The organism is Actinoalloteichus sp. AHMU CJ021 (genome assembly GCF_002895405.1).
Taxonomy (GTDB): domain Bacteria; phylum Actinomycetota; class Actinomycetes; order Mycobacteriales; family Pseudonocardiaceae; genus Actinoalloteichus_B; species Actinoalloteichus_B caeruleus.
Genome location: NZ_CP025990.1, coordinates 37,906 through 64,467, shown reverse-complemented (window position 1 = coordinate 64,467; position 26,562 = coordinate 37,906). Strand labels below are relative to the sequence as shown.

Here is a 26,562-nt window from a genome sequence, read left to right as displayed (position 1 = left end):
GGGCTTGATCGGCGCCGATCCCCGGGCGAGGTGGGGATCTCCATGTTCAACAAGTACGTACTTCCCCGTGCTGGTCGGCGGTCACGTTCCGAGGGCGGGCACCCCAGGAAGGGGTGCGGCCCGGTGCCATGTCCGGTGTGGGGTGCCAGCGGGACCCGGGAAGTCCGCGTGCCAGCGACGAACCCGGAGGCCGGGCGATCAGCGACGGCCTCCGGGCGCACCAGGGGATGGGTGACGGGGAGGTGGTCCCTCAGCCTCGGGCTGCGACTGGGGCCGGCCGGTCGGTGGCCGGGGTGGGTCGGCGGCCGGGGATCAGGGCCGCGACGGCGGCGGCCGTGAGGGCCGCACCCGCCCCGATCGCGATCACCAACCGGAACGCGTCCTGCGACGGCAGGGTGTCGGACCCGAACGAGATCGTCATCCGGGCGAGCGCCACCCCCGCCACCGCGCTGGACACCGAGGTGCCGATCGAGCGCATCAGCGTGTTCAGGCTGTTGGCGGCCGCCGTCGCCGTCACGGGAACCGCCGCCATCACCAGCGAGGGCATCGCGCCGTAGGCCAGGCCGACGCCGGCGCCGATGACGCTCGACACCAGCACGAGGTGCCAGATCTCCGTCATCAGCAGCAGGTTCAGCGCGTAGCCGGTCGCCACGACGAGTGCCCCGACGATCAGGGTCGTCTTCGGCCCCCTGGTCCGGGAGATCCGGGCCGACACCGGTGCCATCGCCATCATGACCAGCCCCGAGGGCGCCATGACCAGGCCGACCGCCACCATCGACTGGCCCAGTCCGTAACCGGTACCGGTGGGCAGTTGCAGCAACTGCGGCAGCACCAGCGACATCGCGAACATCGAGAAGCCGAACACGACCGAGGCCAGGTTGGTCATCAACACCGGTGGACGCGCGCTGGTGCGCAGGTCCACCAGGGGGCCGGGGGTCCGCAGCTCCCACCAGCCCCAGGCGGCCAGCAGGGCGGCGGTGGCGGCGAGCAGGCCCGTGGTGGTTCCGCTGCCCCAGCCCCAGTCCGCTCCCTTGGAGATGGCCAGGAGCAGGCAGACCAGCGCCGCCGAGAGGCCAAGCGCGCCGACGAGGTCGAAGCGGCCGCCCGAGCGCACCGAGGACTCTGGGACCAGTGCCAGCACCAGGACCAGCGCGAACGCCCCCAGGCCGGCCGCCGTCCAGAACAGGACGTGCCAGTCGAACTGCTCGGCGAGCAGGGCCGCGGCGGGGAGGCCCAGCGCGCCACCCACGCCGAGGGAGGCGCTCATCAGCGCGGTGGCCGAGCCGAGCCGCTCGGCGGGCAGTTCGTCGCGCATGATGCTGATGCCCAGCGGGATGACCCCGGAGGCCAACCCCTGGAGGGCACGTCCCACGATCATCGGCGACAGGCTGTCGCTGAGCGCGCACACCACCGAGCCCGCGACCAGGAGCGCCAGGCTGATCAGCAGCATCCGCCGTTTGCCGTACATGTCACCGAGACGGCCCATGGTCGGCGTCGCGACGGCGGCGGCGAGCAGGGTCGCGGTGATCGCCCAGGTCGTGTCGGCCGCGGGAGCTCCCAGGAGGTTGGGCAACTGCGGGACGAGCGGGATCACGACCGTCTGCATGAGCGACACGACGATGCCCGAGAAGGCGAGCACGGCCACCACGGTGTTCGCCGGTGGTCGGTCCGTCGGGTCGGCGGAGCGGACGGGTGCGGTGGACATGGCGGAGCCTCCGTCGGGAAGAGGGGAGCGAACCGATGTTAAATCAGTTGCTTGACTTAGCCTAGTCCCGCCGGATTCACTGGGGCGTCACCGGGCGGAGACCAGGGAGGTCACGATGTCGGATCGGATCGTCGGAGTGGTGGTCGGGCACGGGGTGGGGGACCGAAGATCGAGGGTCCGAACACCCCGTGAGCTGCCTGTAGGGTGGTGACCGTGGTGGCGGATGTCGACAGGCGACCGAGGGCGGCGCAGGCCGAGGTCACGCGACGTCAGATCCTCGCCACGGCGGAACGGCTGTTCGCCGAGGAGGGCCTGTACGCGGTGTCCAACCGCCAGATCAGCGCGGCGGCGGGACAGGGCAACAACGCGGCGGTTGGCTACCACTTCGGCACCAAGGCCGACCTGGTCCGCGCCATCGCCCGCCGGCACACCGAGGCCATCGAGGAGCTGCGGGTGGCGTGCGTCTCGGCCGTGCGGGGTTCGCGGGAGGTCCGCGACTGGGTGGACTGCCTGGTGCGTCCGGTCACCTCCCATCTGTCCTCGTTGGACGGGCCGACCTGGTTCGCCCGGTTCGCCGCGCAGGTGATGACCGATCCCGCCTTCCGCCCCGTCCTCGCGGAGGAGTCCCTGGCCTCGCCCTCGCTGCGCGAGGTGCTCGACCAGCTGTCGTCCTGCCTCCCGGAGGTCCCGCCCGACGTGCGGGCGGACCGCGCGGACATGGTCCGACACCTCATCCTCCACGTCTGCGCGGAACGCGAGCGGGCGCTGGCCGAAGGAGAGGTCACCCCTCGTGCCGGGTGGGACGGAGCCGCCACCGGTCTCGTCGACGCCATCGTCGGGCTGTGGACGGCGCCCCACGCGGGTGAGCGCTCCCGGCCGAGGCCGCCGGGACTGTGATCGCGGCCCTCGGGTGCCCGCCCGTCACCGGTCCTCCACGTCCGGCTGGGACGGGTGGGCGGTGGTGGCCGGGGTGCTCCCACGAGGTCCCGACACCGGGCGGCGCGGCCCGCGTCCCTGGTTGAGCTGCTTCCCCGCGCGGGCCCCGATCCGGGTGGTGCTCAGGAGGCTCAGCTCGTGGAAGCCGTCCCCCGTGGTGGTGTCGGCGTGCCCGCGTTCGACCGAGGTCCGAAGGGGATGGTGGTGCCCGGTCACCCCCTCTGGGCGTAGTGGTCCGGGCGATCCGGTCGCCGCGGGGCTGGACCGTTCGGCTCGGGGGACTGGACCTGTCCGCGGTGCTGCCGTCACCCTGTGTCATGGTGATCACCTCCAGAAGTCGTAAGTCAGTCGCTTGACTCAATGCGGGGATTTCGTTTAGCTGGACCGGAGGACATCGACACCCAGGAGGACGCGGTGGCACTCGGCGACGCCGACCAGAAGCTGGACTACCCCATCCCGGCCCCGGCCGCGTTGGAACCACCGACGGAGTGGACCGAACTGCGAGGGCGGTGCCCGGTCGCCCCGGTCACCCTGCCGAGCGGCGACACGGCCTCCCTGCTGACCCGGTACGACGACGTCAGGCAGGTGCTCTCCGACCCCCGGTTCACCCGCCACCTCAACGCCCCCGACGCCGCCCGCATCGCGGCGAACGAGTCCGGCGGGGTCTTCAACGGCGCACTCGCCAGCGCCATGCCCGAGGAGACCCACCAGCAGTGGCGGCGGCTCGTCGGCAAGTGGTTCACCGCCAAGCGCATGACCCAGCTCCGCCCGGGGATCGAGGCCATGACCGACCGCCTGGTCGACGCCATGCTGGAGCACGGCGCTCCCGCCGATCTCAGGTCGATGGTCGGTTTCCCGCTGCCGGTCTGGGTCATCTGCGACATGCTCGGCGTGCCGGAGGCCGACCGGGACCGCTTCGCCTACTGGTCCAACACCCTGCTGAGCCTGACCCGCTACGAGCAGGACGAGATCGACGCGGCGCAGGCCGAGTTCCGCGCCTACATGGTCGGCCACATCGCGACCACCCGGGAGAACCTGGGGGAGGACCTGATCAGCGAGCTGATCGCCACCGCGGAGACCCACGGGCACGTCATGCCGGACGAGGCGCTGCTGGCGACGGCGCAGGGCTTGCTGGTCGCCGGCCACGAGACGACGTCGAACATGATCGGCAAGATGGTGGGCATGCTGCTCGTGGACCGGGGACGCTGGGAGGCGCTGGTCGCCGACCCGTCCCTCGTGCGGACCGCCGTGGAGGAGCTCCTGCGCATGGACGCCAACGGCGGCTTCGGGATCCCCCGCTACATCACCGAGGACGCCGAGGTCGGCGGCACCCTCGTGCCCAGGGGTACCACCGTCGTCTGCAACCTCAGCGCCGCCAACCGCGACGAGCGGGTCTTCCCCGACGCCCACCAGCTGGACCTCACCCGCAGCCCCAACACGCACCTCGCCTTCGGAGCGGGCGGCCACTCCTGCCTCGGGCAGTCCCTCGCCCGCACCGAACTCCAGGCCGTGCTCTCCGTGCTGCTGCGCCGCCTCCCCACGCTCGAGCTCGCCGTCGCCCCCGAGGACCTGGCGCGGGTGGAGGGGCTGGTGGTCGGCGGGCTCCAGGAACTACCGGTTCGATGGTGACCACGGGACACGGGACCCGACGCGCGGAGGACACCCGGGAGCTGATCCTGACCACGGCCGAGCGGCTCTTCGCCGAACGCGGGATCTCCGCCGTCTCCAACCGGCAGGTGGGTGAGGCGGCCGGCCAGGGCAACAACTTCGCCGTCGGGTACCACTTCGGGAGCAGGACCGAGCTGGTGCGGGCCATCATCGGCAGGCACTCCCGTGCCATCGAGGCGACCAGGGAGCGGATGCTCGCCCGCATCGAGGGCAGCCACGACGCGCGCGACTGGGTGGCGTGCCTGGTGTGGCCGTTCACCGACCACCTGGACCGGCTCGGCACTCCCTCCTGGTACGCGCGTTTCAGCGCCCAGGCGCTGACCGACCCCGCGTTGCGCAGGATCATCATGGAGGACGCGCTCACCACGGAGGCCCTGCGTCGCATCGTGGAGGGCTTCAACCGCTGCCTGCCCACCCTGCCACTACCGGTCCACCTCGAACGCGGGGTGATGGCCCGCACCCTCCTGTCCCACCTGTGCGCCGAACGGGAGGCGGCCCTCGCCGACGGCAGGCCGACCCCGAAAGCCACCTGGGACGGCGCCGCGGCCGCGCTCGTCGACGCCATCGTCGGGCTCTGGCACGCACCCGTCACCTCGGCCACCGGCTGAGGAGACCACCCACCACCACGAAGGACGAAGGAGCGAGAACGATGAAGGTGTCCGTCGACGAGGACAAGTGCTGTGGAGCGGGATCGTGCGTGCTGGCGGCCCCCGACGTGTTCGACCAGCGCGACGAGGACGGCGTCGTCGTCCTGCTGAACGCGGAACCGCCGGCCGAGCTGCACGACGCCGTCCGCGAGGCCGCCGACGTCTGCCCCGCCGCCGCGATCACCCTGCGGACAGCTCCGTGAACACCCCGGCGGAGGTGCTCGTCGTCGGTGCGTCCGCCGCCGGGCTCGCGACGGTCGAGGCCCTGCGCCGCCGGGGGTACACCGACGGGGTCACCCTCCTCGGAGCGGAGACCCACCCGCCCTACGACCGGCCTCCGCTGTCCAAACAGGTCCTCGCCGGGGCCTGGGCACCGGACCGGGTGCGGCTCCGCCAGGAGGACGCTCTGGACGCCTTGGACGTCCGGGTGGTCCTCGGCGACCCGGCGGTCTCCCTCGACGCGGGCAACCGGGTGGTGCGGACCGCGTCGGGACGGCTGCTGCGCTCGGACGTCGTGGTGCTCGCCACCGGGGTCCGACCGAGGACGTTCCCGGGGCAGGACGGTCTCGCCGGCGTCCACGTGCTGCGCACCCTCGACGACTGCCTGGCGCTGCGCGAGGACCTCCGACCCGGGACCCGGCTGGTCGTGGTGGGGGACGGCGTGCTGGGGGCGGAGGTCGCCGCGACCGCCCGCGCCGCCGGGCACGACGTCACCCTCACCGGGCCCCAGGCGGCGCCACTGGAGGCGCAGCTGGGCCCGCTGGTGGCCGGCCTGCTGCGCCGGACCCACGCCGACAACGGGGTGCGGCTCCGGTTGGGCCGGGCCGTGACCGGGCTCGTCGCCCGGGAGGGGCGGATCACCGGGGTGGCCCTGGAGGGCGGCGAGGAGATCCCGGCCGAGGTCGTCCTGGTGGCCCTCGGATCGGTGCCCAACACCGACTGGCTGGCGGGCAGCGGGCTCGACCTGACCGGCGGAGTGCGCTGCGACTCCCGGTGCCGGGCGGCCGACGGGGTCTACGCCGTCGGCGACGTCGCCCACTGGTTCCACGAGGGCCTGGGCGTCGGCATGCGACTCGAGAACCGCACGAACGCCACCGAACAGGCCGGGGTGGTCGCCCAGAACATCCTGGGTGCCGACCGCCCGTACACCCCCGTGCCCTACTTCTGGACCGACCAGTTCGACGCCAGGCTCCAGGTCCACGGCCTGCCGCCCCGCGACGCCGAGGTCACCGTCGAGGACGGCGAACTGGGGTCCCGTGGGTTCGTGGCCGTCTACCGGCGGGAGGGCCGGCCCGTGGGCGTCCTCGGCTGGAACATGCCCAAACAGGCCAGGCGACTGCGGCAACGCCTCCTCGGGCCACCACCAGCGCGTACCGCACCGACCGCGGTGGACACCGGCCAACCCGCCGTCGCCCCCACGTCCGCCTAGCCCGCGCCGCCGGCCCCACCGGCACCCCCGCCGCAGGGAAGGCGGGGAGCCCGCCACGGAAGGAATTCGATGACGAGCACCCTGGACCCCGCCAACCACCCGCCGGCCGACGCGCCCGACTACCCGATGTCCCGCGCGGAGGGCTGCCCGTTCGACCCGCCCCCGCGGCTGGAGCGACTCCGCGAGGAGACGCCCCTGGCCCGGGTTCGGCTCTGGGACGGCACCACCCCGTGGTTGGTGACGCGGTTCGCCGACCAACGCGCCGTCCTGTCCGACCGGCGGGTCAGCGCCGACATGACCCACCCCACCTACCCCCGGTCGGCCCCGGGCCGGGCCAGTCTCAGCTTCATCGGCATGGATGATCCCGAGCACGCGCGGCTGCGGCGGATGGTCGGGTCGGCCTTCACCGTGAAGAACGTCGCCGCGATGCGGCCCGCCGTGCAGCGCATCGTCGACGAGGCGGTGGACGGCCTGCTCGCCGGCCCCCGCCCCGTCGACCTCGTCGAGGCGTTCGCGCTCCCGGTGCCCTCCCTGGTCATCTGCGACCTGCTGGACGTGCCCTACGCCGACCACGACTTCTTCCAGCGGAACAGCAGGACGATGGTGCACCGGAAGTCCACTCCGGAGCAGCGGGCGGAGGCCTCCGGGGAACTGGCCCGCTACCTGGGGGGACTCGTCGGGGAGAAGCTGGGGGAACCCGGCGGCGCCGACCTGCTGTCCCGGCTGGCCCGGCGGGTGGCGGCCGGGGACCTCACCATGCGTGAGGCCACCGAGATGGCCGTGCTCCTGCTCATCGCCGGGCACGAGACGACGGCGAACATGATCGCGCTGAGCACGCTCCTGCTGCTGCGCAACCCCGACCAGCTCGCGCTGCTCCGCGACTCCGACGATCCGACCGTGGCGACGCGGGCGGTCGAGGAACTGCTCCGGTACCTCAACATCACCCACGGCGGGCGGCGCCGCGTCGCGGTGGAGGACATGGAGGTCGCGGGGTGCCCGGTGCGGGCGGGGGAGGGGCTGATCCTGCCGAACGACGTGGCCAACCGGGACCCACGGGCGTTCGACGACCCCGACGAGCTCGACATCACCCGGGAGGCCCGGCACCACGTGGCGTTCGGCTTCGGGGTGCACCAGTGCCTCGGCCAGCCCCTGGCCAGGCTCGAACTCGAGGTCGTCTACCGCACGCTGTACCGCAGGCTCCCCGAGCTCCGCCTCGCCACCGAGTTCGAGACCATCCCCTTCAAGCACGACGGCTTCGTCTACGGCGTCTACGAGCTCCCGGTGACCTGGTAGGCACCGGGTGCGCCACCGGCGGTCGCCCCGTGGCCGGCACCCGCCGGGAGGGCGCGCCCGGGCCCGGCCCTGGTCCGGCCGGGAACCGCCTCGGGGCGGCCGGGGGCGGCGCCTCCCAGCCGAGGTGCCGTGCCTGGCCGGCCACCGGGGGAGGCGTACGGGGAGCGCTGCCGACGGCCACCCACCGGTGGCAGGTCGGTCCCGGCACGCGGTGCGGAGTGGGCCGGGACCGTTCCTCCTGCTTCCGCCGCTCCGCCGAGCCGCCCTCGCGGGAGCCCCGCGTGTCGAGCGAGCCGTCCCACGCGTCGACGGTTCGCTCACCGGAACGTTCGGCCCGGTGGCCGTCAGCCAGCCAGCACGTCGCACCCGGTGAGCCCCTGGTTCCCCTTCTCGATCCTGGACCGCCGCGCGGTCGGACACCGGCTTCTCGCCCTCGGTGTCGGTGGGGTCCGGTGCGCGGGGGGAACGGCTAGGACACGGCTCCCAGGGGCAGGCCGCTGCCGCGCCAGGTGGCTGCCAACCGCTCCACGGAGAGGTCCAGCGCCTCGGCGAGGCAGATGATCGTGCCGAATCCCGGGGAGGGCAGCCGGCCGGTCTCGATCTTGCGCAGGGTCTCCGGTGAGATGCCGGCCGCGCGCGCGACGTCCGTCAGGTCCCGCTCCGCTCGCGCCTGCCGCAGCAGGGCTCCGAGGCGCCTGCCGGCTTCGATCTGTTCGGGGGTGAGCGGGTGGCGGACCATGTTCCCAGCCTAGGGTTGGTATTAGTATACCGTCAAGTGCTAGGGTGGCGGGTATAGTAATACCACTACCTGTGACGCGAGGTGCGCGTGATCGAACTGAAGACGCCTGCGGAGATCGACCGCATGCACGTGACCGGGCGTTTCGTCGCCGAGGTGCTCACCGAGGTCGGCCGTCTCGCCGACGTGGGCGTCAACCTCATGGACCTTGAACACCACGCGCGCGGCATGATCGCGCGGCGCGGAGCCGAGTCCTGCTACTGGGACTACACCCCGTCCTTCGGTCGAGGACCGTTCCGCAACGTCATCTGCCTGTCGGTCAACGACGCCGTCCTGCACGGACTCCCCCACGACTACACGCTGCGGGACGGGGACGTCCTCAGCGCTGACCTCGCGGTCAGCATCGACGGCTGGGCGGCCGACTCGGCACGCACCGTCATCGTGGGCACGCCAGCCGAGGAGGACCTGCGGATCATCCGCGCCACCGAGGAGGCACTGGAGGCGGCGATCGCGGTGGCGCACCCCGGCAACCGCCTTGGGGACATCTCGGCGGCGATCGGAGAGGTGGCCCGCGACTACGGCTACCCGGTGAACACCGAGTTCGGTGGGCACGGCATCGGCCGGACCATGCACGAGGACCTCCACGTCCCCAACGAGGGGCGGGCCGGTCGTGGCCTGACGCTCCGCCCCGGGCTCACCCTCGCGCTGGAGCCCTGGTTCGCGCGGACGACCGACCGGATCGTGTACGACCCGGACGGCTGGACGATCCGCTCGGCGGACGGCTCACGCACGGCCCACTCCGAGCACACCGTCGCGATCACCGAGGACGGCCCCCGGGTGCTCACCCGGCGCGAACCCGAGGCCGCCGCGACGGCCGGCGGTTCCGGCGGGCCTCCCGGCGCGAAGGACGCCTGACCGGTCCGACGCGGGCGGCTCCTCCGACCCGGCCGCCCGCGCCAGGCGCACCCGGTGGCCGGATGGGCGCGATCCCTCGGGGCTGGCGTGCGGACCACGCGCCGCCCGGCGGCGGCACCCACTCGACCCGAAGCGCCCCGAGGAGGGGCGGATCCGCGTGACGTGGAAGGTCACCGCGACCGAGCGGGATGGTGGCCGCGCCGATCGCGTCGGTTGGTCACGCTCCTCGGTCCGGTGCCGGTTCGTCGCGCCGTTCCTCCTGTGGCGGGGAGAGGTCGAGGGCCGCGACGAGGCGCTGGGCGAGGGCCGTCGGGTCGGGTACCGGCTCGCCCGTGTAGGCGGCAAGGAAGGCTTCGTGCAGCGCGGCGCCGGTGAGCAGGCGTGCGACGGCGTCGGCGTCAAGGTCGCGCAGCCGGCCGAGTCGGACCTCCTGGTCGAGGTAGCGGGCGAGGCCAGCCGAGGGGCCGTGGGGGCCGGCGCCGCGGGTGACCATCGCTTGTCGGTGAGCGCGCAGGAGTTCGGTGTTGCCGAAGATCGATGCGGCGATCGGAAAACCCTGCTCGTAGAACCGCAGCAGGTTCGCGACGAGATGTTCCAGGTTGGCGGTGACCGTGCCGGTGCCAGCCAGTCCCCCGGCCAGATCGAGCCGCGGTGAGCGGTTGGTCAGCACTCGCAGGAAGATGTCGCGCTTGTCGGGGAAATGCTTGTAGAGCAACGCCTCCGAGCAGCCGGCCTCGCGGGCGATCTCCTTGGTGGTGGCGCGCATGAGCCCGTCGCGGCGCATGACGACCGCCGCCGCGTCCAGGATGCGTTCGTAGGCGGACGGTGCGTCGCCGCGCGGAGTCGAAGTTGACCTGGGTAGCGGCATACTGCCACTCTAGGGGTGAGTGAATACTTACTCACCCCTAGGAGGAACATGTCGCTGTTAGAGATCACGCGCCTCGCGCTCCTGGTCGCCCACTTCCTCGGCCTCGCGGCCCTGATCGGTCCTTTCCTCCTGCAACTCCGCAGCCGGGAGGCGTTCCGCCTGCGCCTGATGCTCACCGGCGCGATCGTGCAGGTCGTCACCGGCAACGCCCTCATCGCCGCGCGGCGCCTGCAGGGGCTCGATGTCGACGAGGTCAAGGTGATCGTCAAGCTCGGCATCGCCCTCGTCGCTCTCGGGGCGCTCGTCGCCGCGCTCATCGCGCGACGCCGTCGGGGAGCGGACACCGCCTCGGTGCGACAGCTGTTCCACGCCGCCGGCGGGCTCGGCGTCACCGACGTCATCGTCGCGGTGGTGTGGACATGACGCGCCGGACGCTCATCTGGCCGGTCGTCGCCTTCGTCGTGCTGATCGTCGAACTCGGGGCGACGATCGGCACCGTCACGGGCGACCCGTTCACCCCGGCGGCGGGGTGGGGCCCGACCCGCCCGGTCGACGCCCTCGCCTTCGCGATGGTGGTTCTCGGGTGCGTCGCGCTCGCGTCGTTCGCCCGATTCCCGCTCACATCCACGCTGATCGCGACCGCTTCCTACGTCGTCTTCATCGTGCGCGACCACGAACTGGGCATGTTCCTGCCGCCGATGGTCGCCGTCCTGGGGCTGGCCGCGTGGGCGCGGCACCGCCTCGCCGCGATGCTCTGCGCCCTGGCGAGCCTCGCGGCGGCCGCGATCTGGGTGGGCCACCGCACCGCCTCGATCGCGGACTCCGGGGTCGCGCTGCTCTCCTGGGTGGCGTTCGGCACCGTGCTCGCCGTGTTCTTCCTCGGACCTCTCCTCGTCGGCGAGATCGTCCGCGCCCGATCGGAGCTGCGCGAAGCGCGAGCGTCCGCTGATGTCGCCCGGGCCTGACGGGTCGACTGCGGACCGAATGCACGGTCCCCCACCGCGCGTCCGGCGAGCGCCTACCCATCAGGAGCGGGCCGGGTAAGCCCCTGGAGCTGGTCCTCGTGCGGGCGGTCTCGGTCACCTCGCCCGGCGAGGACCACTGGCAACGCGGCTCCACGCGGCGGCGTCGCCAGGCAGGCGAACGAGGCCACCGAGACCGGCATCCCACTCGGACGTCGCCCTGACGGGGGCGCGGACCCATGCCTCCACGCCACCTCGAGCCCGCTCCGCGCTGGCTCGGGTCCGGTCAGGGGGTGCGTCCCTCAGACGGCGGGAGAACCGGGGGCCTGCCCCACCTCGGCCCGCATGTGCTCCAGGGCCCAGTCCTCGAAGCTGGTGAGCGGGATGCCGAGATCCCGCGCGAACCGGGGGCGGCCCGGCTGGCCGGCGGCGTTGAGCCACTTGTGCGAGGCACCCATCGGCGGCATGCCGGCGGCGACGGCCTCCTCCTCGGTCATGTCCGGGGCCGACAACCGCCTGCCCAGGACGCGGGAGAGGACCTCGGCGACCTCCGCCATCGACAGGTAGTCGCTCGCCAGTTCCAGTTCGACCCCGTCGAACCGCCGCGGTGCGGCGATGGCGGCGGCCGCCGCCCTGCCGATGTCGGCCACCGCGACCACGGGTATCCGGACCTCGGGGCGCAGGAGGGTGACCAGGCCGCCCTCGATGCCGCGCGGGAAGAGGTAGGCCATGGACGGGAGGAAGTTCTCCATGAAGAAGACCGGCTTGAGGATGGTCCAGTGCGGGAAGCCGGCCGCGCGGACCTGGTCCTGGACCGCGCACTTGGCGCCGAGAGTGGGTTCCATCCAGGACCAGTGGCCTTCGGCCCAGCCGGGGGTCCCGGTGTGCTGGCCGGCGCCGGAGACCGACGTGTGCACGAACTGGGGTACTCCGGCCGCCTTCGCGCCCTCGACGAGGTTGCGGCCCTGGACCACCTCCCCGGCGAAGTCGACCCCGTCCTCGCTCATGCGGGGCATCTGCACGGAGAAGACGGCGCGGGCTCCCTCGGCCGCGCGGATCACCGAGTCGCGGTCGTGGAGATCGCCGGTGACCAGTTCGGCGCCGAGTTCCTCCACGGCCTTCGCTCGGTCGGTCGCGGGGTCGCGCACGAGGGCACGCACGGGAACGCCGTCGGCGAGCAGGGCGCGGGCGGTGGCGCCCCCCTGCCTGCCGGTGGCGCCGGTGACCAGGACGGGCGCGGGATTCGTGGGCATGCTGCTCCTCGACTGGGTGGAGACGTAAGTGGCGGGGCCCGCCGTTTGTGTTCGGGTACGATACGGCGGGCCCCGCCACTTGGCAAACCTGGAGGTGACGACATGCCCGAGCGCCAGCGTGCCGACGCCAGGCGCAACTACGCGCACATCCTCGCGGTGGCCGAGGACGAGGTCGCCACCCGTGGCGCCGACGCCTCCATGGAACAGATCGCCCGCACCGCGCGGGTTGGCTCGGCGACCGTGCGCCGGCATTTCCCCACTCGCCGAGCGCTGTTGGAGGCGGTCTCCCGGAAACGGATCGAGGCCCTGTGCGTCCGCGCCCACGAACTGGCCCGCGCGGCCGACAGCCGGACCGCGCTCGTGAACTGGCTGGGCGAGGTCGTCTCCTACTGCGTCTCCGCCCGGGGACTGGCGGTCGCGCTGGCCTACGACGGAGCCGAGTCGGCCCAGGCGCACGGCAACAGCTGCTCGGACGCCCTGGAGGAAGCCGCCGCCCCGCTGCTGCGCGCTGCCGTGGAGGACGGGGCCGTGGCCGAGGACGTCACCGTCCCGGACCTGATCACGCTGGCCGTCGGCATCGCCCTGGCCACGGAGCACCACCCTGACCCCGGTGCCCAGGCGGACCGGTTGTTCCGGTTGGCCGTCACGGGCCTGAGCCCTCGGACCTGAGCGAGCCCCGGGGACGGACCAGGTCCGTCCCGCGCTCAGGCGTGGACCGCGTGCGGAGTCAGTCCGCCGGACGGGGAACGGCCCACGTCCCCTGGCCCGGGTCGCCGTCGCCGGCAGGAGGATGCGAACCGGTCTGGTGGCGGAGCGGGATTCCCCGGCGTGGCGCGGACGACCGACACGATGCCTCCGGTGGTGTGCCGCACACCGACGCGTCACGCGGAGCGGGTGCGCTCCTCGGAGGGAACGGCCCACGGCGGGTTGCACGAGGTCGTCGGCGATTCCTCCTCGACGGTGTCGCCGTCGGCTCACGTCCCGACGCTCCGGCGCTCGTCATGGGTGCCGTGGGGAGGGGAGTTCGGCGACGCGCGGGGGTGGGGCCGAGGGCGGTCGTCGTTCGCTCACCGGCGGTGGATGGAGGCGGGTCGCTCCGCTGACTGCCCTACCCGTGGCCGCGCCGGACTGCGGACCGGTCGTCCACCTCGCCCGCCGCGTGCCGAGGATCGCGTCCGGTCAGGACTCCGCACCCTCGCCCACCGACGCGCTCGCGGTCGTCGCTGCCATTCGGGTGCGCCGGCGCCGGGCCAGCGCCATCCCCACCACGCCGGCCAGCACGACGACAACCGCCAGTTCGGTCCAGGGCACGGCCGTCCGCGTGAACCCGTGGGAGGCGACCTCCGGCGGGGACACCTCGTCCTCACCCACGGCCAACGCGGTCACCGACAGGTCACCGAAGAGCAGGAACCAGGGCGAGACCTCGACGTCGACGGACCGGGACACCACGTCGCCCGGGAGCAGCTCGTCCACCCCGTCCGAGTCCCGCGCCGATCCGAGGCCGAAGAGGCCCTCCGCGTCGAGCGTGGTGGCCGCCCCCAGCCGCACGTTGCCCTCGTTGGCGATCTCGTAGTCGACGACCAGCGTTCCCGGGGAGAACGGCACCCACGACGAGCGGCGGTACGAGGTCCCCTCCGCGCTGACCGCCAGCGCGGGTTCCAGCTCGCCGGCCACCTGGAGGTGCAGTCGGACGCCGATCCGGCGCTGGACGGTGATCCCGTCCTCGTCGGTGGACACCCCCACCGCGATGCCCGCCGGGTGGTCACCCGGCGTCGCGTCCTCGGGGACCTCCACGATCACCGGCAGCACCGCCGTCTCGCCACCGGGCACGGTCACGGTGCCCTCGTCGAGCCCTCCGACGCTGATCCAGCTGCCGGACCCCGTCGGTTCCCCGGTGGCGATGTCGAAGACACCGCTCTGCCCGACCACGCCATCCCCGACCGCCACCGCGAACTCGGCCGGCTCCGTGCCGAGGTTGGTCACCGCGACGGCGTCCGACACCTCCTCGCCGGGATCGGCGACGTGCCGCAGCGACAGGCGACCGTCCGGGCCGTCCCCGGTGGCCGGGGCGACGCTCCACCGCACGGGCGCCTCCGCGTCCCCGGCGGCCGTGCCTACGCCGAGACCGAGGAACGCGGTGGTCAGGGCCAACGCGGCGAACGCCCGTCCGGGACGGGACCGGAACTGGCGTGGTGACTGCGGGGTGGTGGACACACCCGGCTCCTTCCTGCCGCGCGTCCGCGCGGCGCTCCACCTCGTCCCGGCCGGAGGACCAGCTCCGGACCGGGAAACGGAAGACGGGGTGGAGCAGGGTGCGTCCCCGCTCCACCCCGCCCACGTCGATCAGTCCTTGGCGAACAGCGTCAGCGTGATCTCGCTGCCGTAGCGACCACCACGGGCCTCCTCCGGCACCACGAGGCCGAGGTCCGCGCCCAGGACGGTCGTCCCGAAGCGGCTCACCCGGTCGGTGTCGGCCAGGGCGGCCGGACCGTCGAAGGCGGCCTCCGGGCCGGCCGAGGCGCCGGACTCGGACTCGACCACCTTCGGGCTCCAGCTCAGGTTCTCCGCGCCGAACCGGCGGTTACCGGCGACGAACTCGCTGGCGCTGCCGGAGACCGTCCAGCCCTGACCGCGCGACTGCACCTCGTCGCGGGTGTCGGTCACGGTGACGTGCGGCAGGGAACCGGACTGGCCGCGCGGGTCGCCCTCGAGGACGACGGAACCGGCGTCGGCGACCGACATGCTCAGGGCACCACCGGTGGTGGGCAGCGGGACGCTGGCCTCCAGCGCCACCGAGGAGTCACCCGAGGCGGGGGCGTGACCGAGGAAGTCGAAGACGGCCTCGCCGATGTCGGTGTTGTCCAGGTAGGCCCCCCGGACGATGTCCCACTGGTTGGCCCGGGCCTGGAGGACCTCCGAGCCGGCGCCCTTGGCGTAGAAGGGGACGAGGCCGTTGGTGTGGCCACCGGAGTGCCAGGAGACGTTGGGCAGCGCACCCGCCTCACCGGTGATGGGGGTCCAGGTCGGGTTCGAGTCCGGGCCGGCGAGGTAGCCGGTCTCGTGGTCGGCCGTGACCATCACCAGGGTCTCGTCCCAGCTGCTGTTGGCCTCGACCCACTCGTCCACGGCCTCCACGGCGCGGTTGAAGTCGATCTGCTCCTCCACCGTGCGGGTGGTCTGGTTGGCGTGACCGGCCCAGTCGACCGCACCGCCCTCGACCATGAGGAAGAAGCCCTCGTCGCCCTGCTCCAGGACGTTGAGCGCGCCCTCGGTCATGGTGTCCAGGCCGGGAACGGCGTTGAGCGGGTCGCTCCAGGGGAGGACGTCGTCGTTCTCCAGCCCGGGACGGTTGTACTGGAGGGTCTCCGCGACCTGGGCGAGGCCGAAGACCTTCTCCGGGACCGTCCCGCCCTCGGCGAGGGAGTCGAAGTCGGACCGCTCCTCGATATAGGTGAAGTCGGTTCCGCCGGTGCTCACCCGCTCGAAGTCGTCCTGCGAGATCCAGGTCCAGTCCGATGCCCGGCGGGTGTGGGCGTCGGTGAAGTTGGGGTGGCCGCCGCCCATGAGGACGTCGACACCGCTGTCGATCATCTCGGTCGCCAGACCCTGGTAGTCGTTGCGGTCGGCGTTGTGCGCGATGAACCCGGCGGGGGTGGCGTGGTTGAAGGGCACCGAGGTGACCAGGCCGACCTTCTTGCCGACCTCGATGGCCTGCTCGCCGACGGTCAGCAGGCGGTCCCCGTCCGGCGTGTAGCCGAGGACGCCGTTGTTGGTCTTGACACCCGTGCCCAGCGCGGTCCCGGCGGCGGCCGAGTCGGTGGCGCCGGAGGCCACCCAGTCGAACGAGCCCCAGGCGTCCTCGGTCACGTACTCGGCGCGGCCGTTCGCGGAGTGGTGGGACTGCCCGACCTGGACCGGGTACGACTCGTACACCTGGCTCGCGGTGCCGGGCACGTGCTCCACGGCGCCGGTGGCGGGGTCGACGGAGGCCTGACCGTAGCTCTGCCCCTGCTCGTAGAGGCTCGGCAGGTCGAAGTGGCCGTAACCGCCGCCGTCGGAGATGAGAAGAATGATGTTCTTGGGCACGGGTGTCTCCTCCGCGCCCGCGACGCCGGTCGACAGGGGAGCGGCGGCCATGCCCAGGGCCGCTCCCGTGACGACGAGACCGCGAGTGCGCTTGAGCACTCTGCTGCTCATTGCTTCCTCGTTCCGTGTCAGTGGGTCCGATGCCGCGTGGACGTGGCTTACGCGGCCCTCGCACGTTTTCTGCCGAAGGTGACGCGGACACGATCGGTAGCCGGCTTCCGGGTGAACCTCTGCCGACGTGGTGACTGATCCAGACCGTCTGTTCCGTCGTGAGCACGGCGGGTGGCGCCTCGGCCGTGTCGCGCGGGGGTGTCCTCGGGCTCACCGGTGGTCGCCAGGGGCCCCATGCCGGCCGCCCGCGCGGAGCGCGCGGGACACCGAGCTCCGGGAGTGCGGAGCTGATGGCCGTCAGGCCGGCCGGGCCGGGCCGCTACGGGAACGCCTCCTCGCAGTCCGGGGCGTGGGAGCGTTCGTCGCCCTGGGGCCGCGGTGGGTCGGGGGAGCGGCCCGTCATCGGGGTGTGTTCCGGGCGTCCGGCCCGCCACCACACGGTCCACGTCGGTCGGACGTCCTCCACACCGTCGGGCCCATGCCGCCCGGTGGGAGTGGGCCGGTGGTGCGTCCCGCCGTCACCGACTCCATACAATGGAAATCATTTTCATCTACGGAGGTTTCGCATGACGGAGTTGCGGCGGACCGGGCTGGTCACCTACCTGCTGAGCAACAGGGCTTTCGTCGCCCCAGCGGTCGAGCGGGCGGTGGAGACCCTGGGCCTGTCCGGGCGTCGCAGGCTGCTCGACGCCGGCACGGGCGCGGGCGGCGGACTGGTGGCCCTCGCGCGCGCGGCCGGGCCGGACTCCGAGGTCCTCGGGGTGGATCTCAACCCCGACGTGCTCTCGTTGGCCCGGACCCACGCCGAGGAGGAGGGGGTGGCCGACCGCGTCCGCCTCCGCGCCGGGGACCTGCTGGCCACCCTCGACGAGGCCACCGGATCGGGAGTGGCCTTCGATGCGATCTGGGGCAGCGACGTCGTCTGGCCTGGCAACTTCGAGGACCCCGCCGCCGTCGTCGCGGCGATGGCCGGCGCGCTGGCGCCCGACGGGGTCCTCGGGCTCTTCACCAGCAACTACTACCAGTCGATGTTCCTGCCGGGCCACGCGCGGCTGCAACGCGCGCTGCGCACCGCCTCGGAGCTGAACTGGGGCCTGCCCGGCGGCGGGGAACGGCACTACGACCGCCACGTCCACTGGATGGTCGCCGCCGGACTGCGCGACATCCGGGTCCAGGTCTTCCCCCGCGTCGCTTTCCCCGTCGACGACGACCCGACCGCGCGCCCCTACCTGGAACGGGTGGTGTGGCCCGAGCTCCTGGAGGCCGCCCGCTCCCGAGGAGCCGAGGCGGGCCTGGGCGACGAGGACATCCGACTCCTCGGCACCCTGCTCACCCCCGGCGGCCAGGGGTACGTCCTCGACGACCCCGGCTACTACCTGGTGCACCCGACACTTCTCGTGACCGGCCGCCGCTGACCGTCCCCGGGGTGGTCCGGCGCCGTGGATGGGAGGAGGCACGGCAGGTCCACGATCGTCGTCCACGCTGGTCGCGCGGCTGCCTCCCCGCTCCGCTCGTCGTCGACCCGGACAGTGAGGGACCAGCCCCTCCCCTGCGCACGGCCCGTCGGTGCGCATCCCGCGGCGCGGGGGCGCCGGTCCGCGACCCGGCCGTCGTGGACGCGCCGAGCCCACCACGACCGCCCGGCGTCGATGCCTTCTCGTGGGCTGGTGGGCGTGGGCGTCGATGCCCGTGGAGTGGCGCCCAGGTGGACCCGACGGCCGAGGACCAGGCGCCGGCAGCACGCCCGCACCGGACACCGGGCCTGGGCTCCGCAACCGGGGCTGGCGTGGCCACACCACCACGCCACCCGCGTCGAGTTCTCCCCGCGCGTTCCAAGCGCCACCAGACCGGGCGGCAAATCAGGTGCGGCGGCTCGGTCCGGTGGGGTGTGATCGGTGGTGTGACGTTTCTCCTGGGTACTCCGGAAGTCGACGGCTTGAGCGCGGTAGCGCACGTACTGCGGGCGTGGCAGGACGACGGGGCGCCGGAGCGGCCGCACCCCGGGGACCTGGGCTGGTTCTGGCGGTTCGGCGCGGAGGCCACCGCCCGAGCGGTCCGGACCTGGAGCCGAGGCGGCCGGGTCCTCGCGGTGGGCCTGCTGGACGGCCCTGACCTGGTGCGACTGGCGATCGCGCCACACGTCGAGCGGGACGAGGAGTTGGCCCGACGGCTGGCGGAGGACGTGACCGACCCGGCGTGCGGGGTCCTGGGGGAGGGTGAGGCGTACGTGGAGGCCCCACCTGGCGCGTTGGTCCGCGACCGGCTGGCGGAGCGGGGCTGGGTGCCCGGCGAAGCGTGGACGCCGCTGCGCCGCGACCTCGCCGACCCGGTGCCGGCCCCCGGCCCTCGGATCGAGGTGACCACACCGGACCGGGCGTGGGTCCGCGCCGCCGTCCAGCGGGCGTCCTTCGACGGGTCGACGTTCACCGAGGACCGCTGGCGGGCGATGGCGGCCGGCGCCCCCTACGCCGACGCCCGTTGCCTGGTCGCCCACGACCGTCAGGGCAGGGCGGTGGCGGCCGCGACGGTGTGGTCGGCCGGGCCGGGGCGGCCCGGGTTGCTCGAACCGATGGGAGTGCACCGGGACCACCGCGGCCAGGGGCATGGTCGGGCGATCGTGGTCGCGGCGGCGGCCGCGTTGCGGGAACTGGGTTCGTCGAGCGCGGTCGTCCGCACCCCGAGCGCCAACCTCGCCGCCGTAGCGACCTACGCGTCGGCCGGCTTCCAGCGATGGCCCGAAACCCGGGACCTCCGCCGGGCTCCCTAGCCCGGGCACCGGATGGGCACGGGTCGCGTTCGCCCGGCGCCGGCGGTCGCGCCCGCCGGAGGACCGCCGACGGGCGGCGGAACCGCGTCGGGGAGGGGCCACCTCGAACGGCTCCAGGAACCGGGGCCGCGCGGGTGTCCTGGCCGGGGGCCGGCGGTCCCGTCGCCCCACCCGCCCTCGCCCTCCCTTGGCGGTACGACGTCCCCCGCGCGCCCGTCAGCGCGCCGACACCGACGAGGGACCCGGTGCCGCGTGGAACGGGTACCGGAACGACGAGGGCCCGTCCGGACCGAGGTCCGGACGGGCCCGTCGAGCACGAGATCAGGAGGTCGCCGCGCTCCCGTTCGGGGAGTGCGCGCGCTCCAGGGAAGCGCCCTCGACGTCGACGTCGGGCATGATCCGGTCCAGCCACTTCGGCAGGTACCACGCCTTCTCGCCCAGCAGGTGCATCAGGGCGGGCACCAGCACCATCCGGACCACGAACGCGTCGAAGAGGACGCCGATCGCCAGGCCGAACCCGAGCGGTCGCACCATCCCGAGCTCGCTGAAGACGAAACCGCCGAAGACGGAGATCATGATGATCGCCGCCGCGGTGACCACGGCCCGGCCCTGGCGCAGCCCCTGCACGACGGCTGCCCTGGCCGGCATCCCGTGGACGTGCGCCTCACGCATCCCGGAGACCAGGAAGAGCTGGTAGTCCATCGCCAGCCCGAACAGGACACCCATGATGATGATCGGGCCGAAGCTCAGCACCGGTCCCGGCTCGTGCACGCCGAAGACGTCGGACAACCACCCCCACTGGTAGATGGCGGTGACCGCCCCCAACGCGGCGAACAGCGACAGGACATAGCCGGCGGTGGCGATCAGCGGCACCAGCAGCGACCGGAACACCACGATCATGATCAGCAGGGAGAGGCCGACCACGACGACCAGGTAGATCGGCAGCGCGTCGGCGAGCTTCTCCGAGACGTCGATGTTGCCCGAGGCCTGTCCCGCCACGCCCAGGGTGGCTTCCCCGGACAGCGGGGCCATCCCGCGCAGGTCCCGGACCAGGTTCTCCGTCGACTCGCTCGAGGGGCCCTCCACGGGGAGCACCTGGAACAGGAACACGTCGCGCTCGTCGGAGACGACGATGGGCGCCACCGCGCTGACGTCCGCGTGCTCCATCAGCTCCGAGGCGACCCCGGCCTGGGTGGCCGTCACCTCGTTCTCGTCCACGCCACCGGGCAGTTCGGCGACCACGATCAGGGGGCCGTTCACCCCGGCTCCGAACTCCGACTCGATGGTCTTGAAGGCCTGGTACTGCGTGGTGTCCGGTGCCTCCGAGGAGCCCTCGGGCAGGCCGAGGCGCATCGAGAGGGCGGGGACGGCCAGCACGAGCAGTCCGAGGGTCGCCAGGGCGACCGCGCCGAGCGCGCGCGGGGTGCGCAGCGGCCGGACCTCGGTGTCGGTGTGCCGCTGGTCGCCGATCGTCTCGCGCGCCTTCCGGCCCAGGGCCCGCGTCCCCAGGAGCCCGAGGAGGGCTGGGGTGAGGCTGATCGAGACGAGGACCGCGACCAGCACGCAGGCCGCGCCGACGACGCCCATCGTGGCCAGGAACGGGATCCCGGTCACGCCCAGCGCGACCAGCGCGACGATGACGGTGCTGCCGGCGAACACGACGGCGTTGCCGGCGGTGCCGTTGGCCAGGCCGATGGACTCGTCCACGTCCATGCCGGCGAGCAGCTGCTTGCGGTGCCGGTTGAGGATGAACAGCGAGTAGTCGATGCCGACGGCGAGGCCCAGCATCACCCCGAGCACCGGAGTGATGGAGGCCATCGGGACGAGACCGGAGAAGGCGAGCGAACCGGCGACGCCGACGCCGACGCCGACCAGCGAGCTGATCAGCGGGGTGATCGCGGGCAGGAACGCGCGCATCATGATCAGCAGCACCAGGCCGGCGACGATGACGCCGATGACCTCGCCCGGACCCATGATGCCCTCGGTGGAGGTGGTGATGGTCGAGGACCAGTCGATCCGCACGCCGTCGATCTCGGCGGCGGAGAGCACGTCGACGACCTCGGCCTTGACGCTGTCCGGCAGCTCGAACATCGTCTCCTCGAAGGCGATGGTGGCGATCGCCGTTCCACCGTCCTCGGACACGGTGCGGACGGTGGAGGCGAACTCCATGAGCGCGGCGCCGTGTTCGAGCTCCGCCTCCTGAGCCTCGATCTCCCGCAGGCCCTGTTCCAGCTGCTCGCGGCCGGCGTCCAGCTCGGCCTGCTGCCGTTCGAACTCCTCGGCGGCCTGCTCGTAGGCGCCGGCTGCCCGCGCCTGCTCGATCGCGGCGTCGAGCTGTGCCTGCCCCGCCTCCAACTCGTCGGAGGAGGACTCGAGCTCCGAACGCGCGCCCTCGATCATCGCCTGGCCGCCGGTGACCTGGCCCTCGGCGGCGTCGCGTTCCGCCTCGGTCTCGAACGGGTTCGTCACCGCGGTGACGCCGTCGACCTCGGTCAGGTCGTTGAGGAGCTCGTCGATCCGCTCGCGCTCCGACTCGCCGAACTCGCCGTCGGTGGCGAACACGACGGAGGCGGTGGCACCGGTGAGCTCGGGGAACTGCTCGGTGAGGCTGTCGTTGACCCGCTCGGTCTCGGTGCCCGGGATGGAGAAGTTCGTGGCCAGGGAGCCGCCGAGCGTGAGGAAGGCACCGGCCGCGACCGCGAGCGCGAGGATCCACGTGGCGATGACGGCCCACGCGCGTCGCGCGGATAACCGTCCGAGCCGATACAGGAGGTTGGCCACCGTACGCCTTTCGTCGGAATGGACTGTTGCTGGCCGCCAACTTATCCGACGACTGTCGGTTATCCAACGTGTGTCGGATAACTGTCCCGGGTGGCGCTGGACACGTGAGACGATGCCCGCCATGGATCCCCGCGTTGCCCGCACCCGAGCGAGCCTCCGGCACGCTCTCCTGGAGCTCGCCCGCGAGCGACCACTCGACGAGGTCACGGTCAGCGACATCACGGTCCGCGCCGGGGTGAACCGCAGCAGCTTCTACCAGCACTACGCCGACAAGGAGACGCTGCTCGCCGACGCACTGGAGGACGCCCTCCACGACGTGTCGACGCAACTGCCCGAGGTGTCGGTGGCCGCCGGGACCCCGAGGATGCCGGTCGAGCTGCTCACCTACCTCGAACACATCGCGTCCCACGCCGCCCTCTACCGGCGGGTCCTCGGCGACCACGGGTCGACGCTGGTCACCGCCCGGTTGCGCAACCGGATCGAACTCATCGTCATCGACGCCGTCGGCACGGCCCGACCGGCGGCTCTCGTCGACCTGCCCGTCGACGTCTTCGCCTCCGGGATCGCGGGCAGTGCCCTCGGGGTGATCACCGCCTGGGTGGCGCGTGACCCCTTGCCCTCACCGGTCGTCGCGGCGGACTGGCTGTGGAAGGTGCTGCTGGGCATCGGCGCGTGGCGGGAGCCCGAGGACGTCGGATGAGTGCCACCCCGCTGGCGGCGCGCCGCGTCACGCCTTCCCGGCCCAGCCGGTCATGACCAGGCGCGGTCCCGCTCGGCTCCCGGTTCCACGAGGGTCGGGGGCGGTGCCGGATCAGCGCCGCCCGCCTGCCGGGAGGGGCGCCCGCCGGGGCGCCGTCCCAGGCCACCCGAGGCGCGGGTGACCAGCCAGGTGGCGGCCAGCGCGAGGTTGAGGCCCACGGCGGTGCCAGCGGTGAGGGGCTCGTCGAACATCAGCCCACCCCACAGCGTGGTCACCGGCGGCACGAGGAACATGAGCGTGTTCACCTGGGTGACCCCGACCCGGCGGAGCAGGTACCAGTACAGGCCGTAGCCGCCGAAGGTGGAGAAGACGACCAGCCAGGACATCGCGATCCAGAACTGGCCCGAGGTCGGCAGTGCCGCCGTGCCGGTCGCCAGGGCGATCGCGGAGAAGATCACCGCCGAGGTCGCGCAGTGCACGGCGAGCGCGCGCATCGGAGGCGTGGAGGTCGGAGCCCGCCTCTCCAGGAAGGTGGCCGCGACCAGGCAGAGCATGCCGGCGAAGGGCACCAGGTACGCCCAGGTGGGGACGTCGTTGCCGGGGGCGGTGGCATCGGACCAGGTGACCAGGACGACACCGACGAAGCCGAGGCCCAGGCCGGTCCACTGCCGTCCGGTCACGGCGGCACCCAGCAGCGGGCCGACCAGGGCGGCCACGACGAGGGGTTGCATGCCGTCGATCAGCGCGGTGGTCCCGGTGCTGACCCCGAGGCCGATGGCCCAGTACACCGTGAGCAGGTAGCCCGACTGGGAGAGCGCACCGATCGTGACCTGCCGTCCCAGGTCGCTCCGCGCGTCGGTGCCCCGGGTGCCGGCTCGACGGAGCAGGAACGGGGCGAGGGCCACCGCCAGCGGGACGAACCGCCACATCAGGACGGTGGCGACCGGGGAGTCGGACGCGCCGAGCTTCGCGCCGATGAAGCCCGAGGACCAGCACAGCACGAACAGGGCACCCAGGCCGACGGTGAGGAGGGTGTGCCCTTCCTTTGGTATACCGATCTGTTTACTCACATCCGTCACGGTATACCGACCTGTATAGTTTGTCAGGTGGGAACCGACATCGAATGGACCCCCAAGGCACGCGCCGTGCTGGCCGCCGCGAACGAGCTCTTCTACGCGCAGGGCATCCACGCGGTCGGCGTGGACGCGATCGCCGCCCGGGCCGGCGTGACCAAGAAAACCCTCTACGACCGCTTCGGCTCCAAGGAACGGCTCGTCGTGGAGTACCTCGCCCAACGCGACCAGCGGTGGCGGGCGTTCCTCGCCCCCAGGTTGGAGGCGGCGGGGCCCGACCCGCGCGCCCGCCTCGCCGCCGTCTTCGACGCCTCCGCCGACTGGGCAGCCGAGGAGGGCGGCAAGGGGTGCAGCACGATCAACGCGCACGCCGAGATCAGCCAACCCGACCACCCCGCCTACGCCTCGATCGTCGGCCAGAAGCGGTGGATGCTCGACCTCTTCACCGACATCGCCGGTGCCGCCGGGGCGGCCGACGCCCAGGCGACCGCCCGCTCCGTCATGCTCCTGCACGAGGGCGCGCTGGTGACCGACGGGATGCGCGTCATCGACGAGGCCTACGCCCGCGCCCGTGACCTCGCGCTGAGCCTCCTCACCACCCCGTGAGCCGCGCCAGGGGAGAAGTCGGACCCGGGCGGAGCCACCAGCCCGCGCCCGGAACGGGCGCGCGGGAACCGGCCGGCCACGGTGGACGGTCCAGCCTCCCCGCCCGACCCATCCCGCCACCGCTCCGACCTGCCACCGCCGGGCGGGACGGGATCGCGACAGGTGCCACCCCGGTTCACCACCCCGGTCGTGCGCCTACAGCCAGTCGTGTTCCCTGGCGTGGCGGGCCGCCTCGTGCCGGGTCCGCGTCTGCGTCTTCCGCATGGCGTTGGAGTGGTAGTTCCGCACGGTGCCCTCCGCGAGGTGGAGCTGCGCCGCGATCTCGGCGACCGAGTACCCCTGGGAGGTCGCCCGCAGCACGTCGAGTTCGCGTTCGGTGAGGGGGCAGTCGTCGACGAGGGCGAGGGCGGACACGTCCGGGTCGATCCACCGCTTGCCCTCGTGCAGGGCGGTGATGACCGAGGTGATGTGCTCGGGTTCCGCCGACTTGCTGACGAAGCCCTGCACACCCAGCTTCAGCGCCCTGCGCAGCACGCCTGGCCGGGCGTGACGCGTCAGCATGAGGACCACCTGCTCGGGCAGCGCGCGCCGCACCTCCGCGACGGTGCCGAGACCGTCCAAGCCGGGCATCTCCAGGTCCACCACGAGCACGTCCGGGCGGTGCCGCAGGGCGGCCTCCACGGCCTGCCGCCCGTCGGCGGCCTCGGCGAGCACGGTGACCTCGCCCTCCAGGGGGAGCAACGCGGCCAACGCCTTGCGCAGCAGCACCTCGTCATCGGCCAACACCACGGTGGTCATCGGTCGTCCCTCCCGCCGTTCCCCTGACCGGCTCGCGGAGCGGGGAGGGTCGCGGCGGTCACGAACCGGCCGTCCCGCTGCCGCACCGCCAGCTCCCCTCCCTCACCCGCGACCCGTTCCCGCAGGGTGCGGAGCCCGCGCAGCTCCGGCGAAGGCCCCTCCCGCACCCCGTCGTTGACGATGGAGATCCCCGCCTCGGACAGGGTGATCCGCACCCGCGTGGCCTCGGCGTGCCGCAGGATGTTCGTCGTCGTCTCCCGGAGCACCTGGCCGAGCAGTTCCCCGGCACGCGGATCGACCTCGGCCTCCCGGTCGACGCGCACCTGGATGCCGGCCGCCTCGAACAGGTTCTTGGCGTTCTCCAGTTCCGTGGCCAGGTTCAGCCGCCGCTGCGCGTACGCGAGCTCCTTGGTCTGGCTGATGGTGTCCCCGACCAGGGCGTGCACCTCCCGGAGCTCCTCCCTCGCCCGCCCGAGATCGCTGTGCAGCAACTTCTCGGCCAGGGTGATCTTCAGCTTGACCACGTGCAACGTGTGGCCCTGGATGTCGTGGAGGTCGCTGGCGAACCGCATCCGTTCCCTGACGACGGCGAGTTCGGCCTCCCGTTCCCGTGACTGCTCCAGTTCCCGCAGGAGGTCGGAGAACCCCTTGTTGGGGAAGGCGAGGGCGGCTCCCACCAGGGTGAGGGTGGCCGGGATGATGGCGTAGGAGATCAGCGTGTCGCGGACCGGGTCATCGGACACCAGCAGCCTCGTCACGCCCGTGACGGCGACGAAGGCCACCAGTGCCACCGAGGCGGTCCCCCTGTGGCGCGACAGCTGCTGCACGACGAGGGGGCCGGTCAGGGCCACACCCCAGAACGCCCTGGGGGTGTCCAAGACGAGCACCCCGAGGGGCCACACCGCGCCCGTGACCAGCAGGCAGGGCACCGCGACGCGGAGGACGTCGCCGGCGGCCCACCGCGCGAACGCGACGAGGGCGGCCAGCACGCCCAGGCTCAGGGCGATCCCGTGCCACCAGGTCTCGGCGTCGACGACCACCAGCAGCACCCCGACGGCGGCGAGCGGGGGGAGCAGCACGGTGAGGTTGAGGCTGCGCAGCTGGGCCCACGTCCCCTGGGGACGTTCGCGTGGTCGACGCGCCCGTCGGCGCGGCCTCATCGGACCTGCCAGGGGCGGCGGCCGGCGTGTCCGACCCGTCCCCCCGCGCGGTGGGGTTCCGGCGGGAG

Annotated in this window: 25 protein-coding genes; 14 read left to right on the top strand and 11 right to left on the bottom strand. The window is 72.8% G+C overall.

The features are described 5' to 3' along the window. Positions 1 to 250: 250 nt before the first annotated feature. On the bottom strand, positions 251 to 1,705 hold the full coding sequence (locus C1701_RS00315) for an MFS transporter (protein WP_103055282.1): 1,455 nt from the start codon (positions 1,703 to 1,705) through the stop codon (positions 251 to 253). A 207-nt stretch (positions 1,706 to 1,912) separates the two neighbouring features. Here C1701_RS00315 and C1701_RS00310 point away from each other — a divergent pair, with 207 nt between their 5' ends. After that, positions 1,913 to 2,602, top strand: a complete 690-nt coding sequence (locus C1701_RS00310; RefSeq protein WP_030225923.1) for a TetR/AcrR family transcriptional regulator — start codon at positions 1,913 to 1,915, stop codon at positions 2,600 to 2,602. 24 nt (positions 2,603 to 2,626) lie between these two features. Here the strand turns inward: C1701_RS00310 and C1701_RS00305 are convergent, their stop codons facing one another. Next, positions 2,627 to 2,857, bottom strand: coding sequence for a hypothetical protein (locus tag C1701_RS00305; RefSeq protein ID WP_030107089.1), 231 nt, complete (start codon positions 2,855 to 2,857; stop codon positions 2,627 to 2,629). A gap of 144 nt (positions 2,858 to 3,001) precedes the next feature. Here C1701_RS00305 and C1701_RS00300 point away from each other — a divergent pair, with 144 nt between their 5' ends. The 5 genes from C1701_RS00300 to C1701_RS00280 all read left to right on the top strand — a co-directional run bounded on the left by C1701_RS00300 (position 3,002) and on the right by C1701_RS00280 (position 7,678). Then, positions 3,002 to 4,270 carry a cytochrome P450 gene (locus C1701_RS00300; protein ID WP_051712848.1) on the top strand — a complete coding sequence of 423 codons (1,269 nt, stop codon included), beginning with the start codon at positions 3,002 to 3,004 and terminating at the stop codon, positions 4,268 to 4,270. Next, positions 4,264 to 4,917, top strand: a complete 654-nt coding sequence (locus C1701_RS00295; protein WP_103055281.1) for a TetR/AcrR family transcriptional regulator — start codon at positions 4,264 to 4,266, stop codon at positions 4,915 to 4,917. The genes C1701_RS00300 and C1701_RS00295 overlap by 7 nt, the downstream gene beginning before the upstream one ends. Before the next feature lie 41 nt (positions 4,918 to 4,958). Beyond that, a complete protein-coding gene (locus tag C1701_RS00290; protein ID WP_026420191.1) occupies positions 4,959 to 5,159 on the top strand; it encodes a ferredoxin in 201 nt (66 codons plus the stop codon). Next, a complete protein-coding gene (locus C1701_RS00285; RefSeq protein WP_030107086.1) occupies positions 5,156 to 6,385 on the top strand; it encodes an NAD(P)/FAD-dependent oxidoreductase in 1,230 nt (409 codons plus the stop codon). Before C1701_RS00290 ends, C1701_RS00285 begins: the two co-directional genes overlap by 4 nt. 69 nt (positions 6,386 to 6,454) lie before the next feature. Then, the gene (locus C1701_RS00280; RefSeq protein WP_026420193.1) at positions 6,455 to 7,678 is read left to right on the top strand and encodes a cytochrome P450; all 1,224 of its coding nucleotides are present in this window, start codon (positions 6,455 to 6,457) and stop codon (positions 7,676 to 7,678) included. Between the two features lie 469 nt (positions 7,679 to 8,147). Here C1701_RS00280 and C1701_RS00275 read toward each other — a convergent pair whose 3' ends face one another. Then, positions 8,148 to 8,417, bottom strand: coding sequence for a helix-turn-helix transcriptional regulator (locus C1701_RS00275; protein ID WP_026420194.1), 270 nt, complete (start codon positions 8,415 to 8,417; stop codon positions 8,148 to 8,150). 87 nt (positions 8,418 to 8,504) lie between these two features. On the opposite strand from C1701_RS00275, the gene map reads away from it, so the two are divergent. Further along, complete coding sequence (gene map / locus C1701_RS00270; RefSeq protein ID WP_030225916.1) at positions 8,505 to 9,329, top strand: type I methionyl aminopeptidase; 825 nt, start codon at positions 8,505 to 8,507, stop codon at positions 9,327 to 9,329. A 217-nt stretch (positions 9,330 to 9,546) separates the two neighbouring features. Here the strand turns inward: map and C1701_RS00265 are convergent, their stop codons facing one another. Next, on the bottom strand, positions 9,547 to 10,197 hold the full coding sequence (locus tag C1701_RS00265; RefSeq protein ID WP_051314275.1) for a TetR/AcrR family transcriptional regulator: 651 nt from the start codon (positions 10,195 to 10,197) through the stop codon (positions 9,547 to 9,549). A 48-nt stretch (positions 10,198 to 10,245) separates the two neighbouring features. On the opposite strand from C1701_RS00265, the gene C1701_RS00260 reads away from it, so the two are divergent. Beyond that, on the top strand, positions 10,246 to 10,620 hold the full coding sequence (locus C1701_RS00260) for a hypothetical protein (protein WP_026420196.1): 375 nt from the start codon (positions 10,246 to 10,248) through the stop codon (positions 10,618 to 10,620). Continuing rightward, complete coding sequence (locus C1701_RS00255; protein WP_051314276.1) at positions 10,617 to 11,162, top strand: hypothetical protein; 546 nt, start codon at positions 10,617 to 10,619, stop codon at positions 11,160 to 11,162. The genes C1701_RS00260 and C1701_RS00255 overlap by 4 nt, the downstream gene beginning before the upstream one ends. A 299-nt stretch (positions 11,163 to 11,461) precedes the next feature. Here the strand turns inward: C1701_RS00255 and C1701_RS00250 are convergent, their stop codons facing one another. Further along, positions 11,462 to 12,412, bottom strand: a complete 951-nt coding sequence (locus tag C1701_RS00250; RefSeq protein WP_026420197.1) for an NmrA/HSCARG family protein — start codon at positions 12,410 to 12,412, stop codon at positions 11,462 to 11,464. A gap of 102 nt (positions 12,413 to 12,514) precedes the next feature. On the opposite strand from C1701_RS00250, the gene C1701_RS00245 reads away from it, so the two are divergent. Further along, positions 12,515 to 13,081: a TetR/AcrR family transcriptional regulator gene (locus C1701_RS00245; protein WP_103055280.1), complete on the top strand. Its 567-nt coding sequence runs from the start codon at positions 12,515 to 12,517 to the stop codon at positions 13,079 to 13,081. Between the two features lie 510 nt (positions 13,082 to 13,591). Here C1701_RS00245 and C1701_RS00240 read toward each other — a convergent pair. Both C1701_RS00240 and C1701_RS00235 read right to left on the bottom strand, forming a co-directional pair. Continuing rightward, positions 13,592 to 14,626 (bottom strand): hypothetical protein, encoded by a 1,035-nt coding sequence (locus tag C1701_RS00240; protein ID WP_103055279.1) that lies wholly within the window; start codon positions 14,624 to 14,626, stop codon positions 13,592 to 13,594. Positions 14,627 to 14,755: 129 nt separating this feature from the next. Then, entirely contained in the window at positions 14,756 to 16,609 is a 1,854-nt protein-coding gene (locus C1701_RS00235; protein WP_026420200.1) for an alkaline phosphatase, read from the bottom strand. Between the two features lie 566 nt (positions 16,610 to 17,175). On the opposite strand from C1701_RS00235, the gene C1701_RS00230 reads away from it, so the two are divergent. Next, the gene (locus C1701_RS00230) at positions 17,176 to 18,024 is read left to right on the top strand and encodes an SAM-dependent methyltransferase (protein ID WP_035292879.1); all 849 of its coding nucleotides are present in this window, start codon (positions 17,176 to 17,178) and stop codon (positions 18,022 to 18,024) included. Positions 18,025 to 18,509: 485 nt separating this feature from the next. Continuing rightward, a complete protein-coding gene (locus C1701_RS00225) occupies positions 18,510 to 19,376 on the top strand; it encodes a GNAT family N-acetyltransferase (RefSeq protein WP_337662031.1) in 867 nt (288 codons plus the stop codon). Between the two features lie 321 nt (positions 19,377 to 19,697). On the opposite strand, the gene C1701_RS00220 is transcribed toward C1701_RS00225, so the two are convergent. Beyond that, the gene (locus C1701_RS00220; RefSeq protein ID WP_026420203.1) at positions 19,698 to 22,157 is read right to left on the bottom strand and encodes an MMPL family transporter; all 2,460 of its coding nucleotides are present in this window, start codon (positions 22,155 to 22,157) and stop codon (positions 19,698 to 19,700) included. Between the two features lie 121 nt (positions 22,158 to 22,278). Here C1701_RS00220 and C1701_RS00215 point away from each other — a divergent pair, with 121 nt between their 5' ends. Further along, positions 22,279 to 22,857 (top strand): TetR/AcrR family transcriptional regulator, encoded by a 579-nt coding sequence (locus C1701_RS00215; RefSeq protein ID WP_051314277.1) that lies wholly within the window; start codon positions 22,279 to 22,281, stop codon positions 22,855 to 22,857. Between the two features lie 50 nt (positions 22,858 to 22,907). Here C1701_RS00215 and C1701_RS00210 read toward each other — a convergent pair whose 3' ends face one another. Then, positions 22,908 to 23,927: a DMT family transporter gene (locus C1701_RS00210; RefSeq protein ID WP_103055277.1), complete on the bottom strand. Its 1,020-nt coding sequence runs from the start codon at positions 23,925 to 23,927 to the stop codon at positions 22,908 to 22,910. Between the two features lie 36 nt (positions 23,928 to 23,963). Here C1701_RS00210 and C1701_RS00205 point away from each other — a divergent pair, with 36 nt between their 5' ends. Beyond that, positions 23,964 to 24,536, top strand: coding sequence for a TetR/AcrR family transcriptional regulator (locus tag C1701_RS00205; RefSeq protein ID WP_035292881.1), 573 nt, complete (start codon positions 23,964 to 23,966; stop codon positions 24,534 to 24,536). Positions 24,537 to 24,731: 195 nt separating this feature from the next. On the opposite strand, the gene C1701_RS00200 is transcribed toward C1701_RS00205, so the two are convergent. Beyond that, positions 24,732 to 25,334 (bottom strand): response regulator transcription factor, encoded by a 603-nt coding sequence (locus C1701_RS00200; protein ID WP_103055276.1) that lies wholly within the window; start codon positions 25,332 to 25,334, stop codon positions 24,732 to 24,734. Continuing rightward, positions 25,331 to 26,494: a sensor histidine kinase gene (locus tag C1701_RS00195; RefSeq protein WP_103055275.1), complete on the bottom strand. Its 1,164-nt coding sequence runs from the start codon at positions 26,492 to 26,494 to the stop codon at positions 25,331 to 25,333. The genes C1701_RS00200 and C1701_RS00195 overlap by 4 nt, the downstream gene beginning before the upstream one ends. Positions 26,495 to 26,562 lie beyond the last annotated feature (68 nt).